Here is a 3,397-nt window from a genome sequence, read left to right on the forward strand (position 1 = left end):
TCAGCACGAGCCCCATCGCGATGCCGCGATCCAGCGTCGGCGAATGGTAGGTCGACGTCACCCGCCCGATCATGTTGCGCTGGCCATTCTCGTTCTCGCCCTCGCCCACGGCATAGGCCCCGTCCGGCAGGGTGCTGCCGTCGGTGGTTTCCAGCCCCACGAGCTTCCAGCGGTTGGGATCGGTCATATGCGACCGTTCCTGTGCGCGCTTGCCGAGGTAATCGTCCTTCTTTTTGGAAATCGCCCAGCCAAGGCCGAGGTCCTGCGGGATGATCGTGCCGTCGCTTTCGTCGCCGATCATGATGAAGCCCTTTTCGGCGCGCAGGATGTGCAGGCATTCGGTCCCGTAGGGCATGACACCCAGATCGTTGCCCGCGACCATCAGCGCATCCCAGAAGGCCTGCCCCTGCCCCGCATCGACCGCGATCTCGTAGCTCAATTCGCCGGAGAAGGAGATCCGGTAGACCCGGCACTGGAACCCGCCAAGAGTGCCGTCCGCCCATTCCATGAAGGCAAGCGCATCCTTGCTCACATCCATGCCGCCGAGCTTTTCGAGGCACTTGCGCGCATTGGGCCCGACCACCGCGATCTGGGCATATTGCTCCGTCACATTGGCGACATGCACCTGCCAGTCCCACCATTCGGTCTGGAGCCATTCTTCCATGTGGCCATGGATCCGATCCGCCCCGCCGGTGGTGGTATGGCAAAGCCAGGTATCATCGTCGATCCGCGCCACGACGCCGTCGTCGATGAGGAAGCCGTTTTCGGAGCACATCAACCCGTAGCGGCATTTGCCCGGTTTCAGCGTCGACATCATGTTGGTGTACATCATGTCGAGGAATTTGCCCGCGTCCGGCCCCTTGACGATGATCTTGCCCAGGGTTGAGGCATCCAGCAGGCCCAGTTTGTGCCGTGTATTGGTAACTTCGCGCATCACCGCGTCATGGGTGCTTTCACCGGCGCGGGCGTAGGCATAGGGGCGGCGCCACTGGCCGACAGGCTCCCAGACCGCGCCGTTCTTGTCATGCCAGTCGTGCATCGGTGTCCGGCGGACGGGCTGGAACACCGGGCCGCGCGCCTCGCCGCCGATGGCGCCCATCGAAATCGGATGATAGGGCGGGCGGAAGGTCGTCGTGCCCACGGCGGGAATCTCCGCGTTGAGCGTTCCGGCCAGCACTGCCAGACCGTTGATATTGCTAAGCTTTCCCTGATCTGTCGCCATGCCGAGCGTGGTGTAGCGTTTGGCGTGTTCGACCGAAACGAAGCCTTCCTGCGCGGCCAGCCGCACGTCGGAGACCTTCACGTCGTTCTGATAGTCGAGCCATGCCTTTTCGCGCAGCTTTACCCCCGCGCCCTGCGGCATCAGCCAGACCGGGGCCATCGGCGCATCCTCGCGCCGTTCCGCCACGGGGGCGGTGCTGTCCTTGGGCAGCTTGAAACCGAGGCTGGTGACAACGCCGTCGGCAGCGGCATGGGCATCGTGCAGCACGTCATCGAGCGCGAACATGCCGCTGGCGGCCCCTGCCGGGGTGACGAAACCCAGACCGTCCGCGCCCTTGGGCGCATGATCGGTATCGGGGCTGAAACAGGCATGGGCGGTATCCCAGCGCAGCTTGCCGCCGCAGTGGGACCACAGATGCACCACCGGCGACCAGCCGCCCGACATCGCGACCGCGTCGCAATTCACGCTTTCCAGCACCGCGCCTTCGCCGGCCTGGCTGCAGATATCGACGGACGTGACGCGCTTGGTGCCGTTTACCTTGGAAATCCCGTGGCCCATCAGCACCCGCACACCCAGCGCCTTGGCCTGTGCCATCAACTCGCTGTCCTGCGGCAGCACCCGCGCATCGAGGATCACCGGCACGTCCAATCCTGCGTGTTTGAGCGCGATTGCCGTCAGATAGGCATTGTCGTTGTTCGTCACGACGACCGTACGGTCCCCCACGGACACCCCGTGGTTGACCACGTAGTCGCGCACCGCAGAAGCGAGCATCACGCCGGGAATGTCGTTTCCGGCAAAGCTGAGCGGGCGCTCCAACGCGCCGGTCGCCGTGATGATATGGCCCGCCCGGATCCGCCAGAGACGGTGCCGGGGGCCCTGCTCGTCGGGCGCGTGATCGCGCAGCCGTTCGTAGCCCAGCACATAGCCGTGGTCATAGACACCCGCCCCCATGGTGCGGTTGCGCATGCGCACGTTTTCCATGGCTTCAAGTTCGGCGATGATGTCGGCCAGGTAGGTCTCCACCGGGGCGCCGTCGATGGTGCCGCCGTCGACGGGCGCGCGACCGCCCCAGTGGGCGGTCTGCTCCAGCAGCAGAACCCGCGCGCCGCTGCGCCCGGCTGTCCGCGCAGCCTCCAGCCCCGCGACCCCGCCGCCGATGACCAACACGTCACAGAAGGCATAGAAATGTTCGTAGGTATCCACGTCCCGGTCGGTGGGCGCCTTGCCCAGCCCGGCGGACTTGCGGATGATCGGTTCATAGACGTACTTCCAGAAAGCACGCGGATACATGAACGTCTTGTAGTAAAAGCCCGCCGGCAGAAAGCGCGACAGATGCTTGTTGATGGCGCCCACGTCGAATTCGAGGCTTGGCCAGTGGTTCTGGCTCTGCGCGGTCAGCCCGTCATATAGTTCGGTCGTGGTGACGCGCTGGTTCGGTTCGAACTTGCCATCGGTGCCGAGGTTCACCAGCCCATTCGGCTCCTCCGGGCCTGCCGCCACGATGCCGCGCGGGCGATGGTATTTGAACGAGCGGCCCACCAGCACCTGATCGTTGGCCAGCAGCGCGGAGGCCAGCGTATCGCCTTCGAAGCCGCGCATCTGGCGACCGTTGAAGGTGAAATCCACCGCGCGGGATTTGTTCAGCAGGCGTCCGCCTGTGGCGAGTCTGGTGCTCATGATGTCAAACCTCGGATACTGCGAAGGTGCTGTGGCCTTCGATCATGACAATTGCGGTGTGCCCGCAGCGGAGACGGCAAAGGATGAAGCCGGTCATGCCGGACGTTCCGCGGGGGACCAGCCGGGCCGGCGATCCTCGATCGTGTCCAGAATGTCCTGCGGCGGTTCGGTCGTCTGGGCGGAATAGCTGCCGAAGACTTCAAGCGTCGTGGTATCGCGGGCCACGTGGAACCACTTGCCGCAGCCATAGGCATGACGCCAGCGTTCGAAATGGACGCCTTTCGGATTCGACCGCATGAACAGGTAGCCTTCGAACTCCTCTTCTGACGAACCGGGACCGAACCGCTTCAGATGCGCCTCGCCGCCCGCGTGAAATTCCGTTTCCTCGGCGGTGACGCCGCAGTTGGGACAGGTGAGGATCAGCATGGCTGTGCTCCTATGGCTGGCATGTCGAAAGGCCGCCCTGCTCTGGCGGGCATGCGGCCACGCGAAACGCCG

2 protein-coding genes are annotated in these 3,397 nt (G+C 64.5%); both read right to left on the reverse strand.

What is annotated here, in order from left to right; all coding sequences use genetic code 11:
- The coding region (locus tag A3764_RS20180) for a sarcosine oxidase subunit alpha family protein (RefSeq protein WP_067952021.1) at positions 1-2,899 on the reverse strand (2,899 nt) is incomplete at its 3' end.
- Between the two features lie 93 nt (positions 2,900-2,992).
- Entirely contained in the window at positions 2,993-3,325 is a 333-nt protein-coding gene (locus A3764_RS20185; protein WP_067925149.1) for a sarcosine oxidase subunit delta, read from the reverse strand.
- Between the last annotated feature and the right edge of the window lie 72 nt (positions 3,326-3,397).

Source organism: Sulfitobacter sp. HI0129 (assembly GCF_001635395.1).
GTDB lineage: Bacteria > Pseudomonadota > Alphaproteobacteria > Rhodobacterales > Rhodobacteraceae > Sulfitobacter.

Excerpts from the sequence above, each read along its gene's own strand:
- A3764_RS20185 (WP_067925149.1), bottom strand. The coding sequence starts at position 3,325 with ATGCTGATCCTCACCTGTCCCAACTGCGGCGTCACCGCCGAGGAAACG.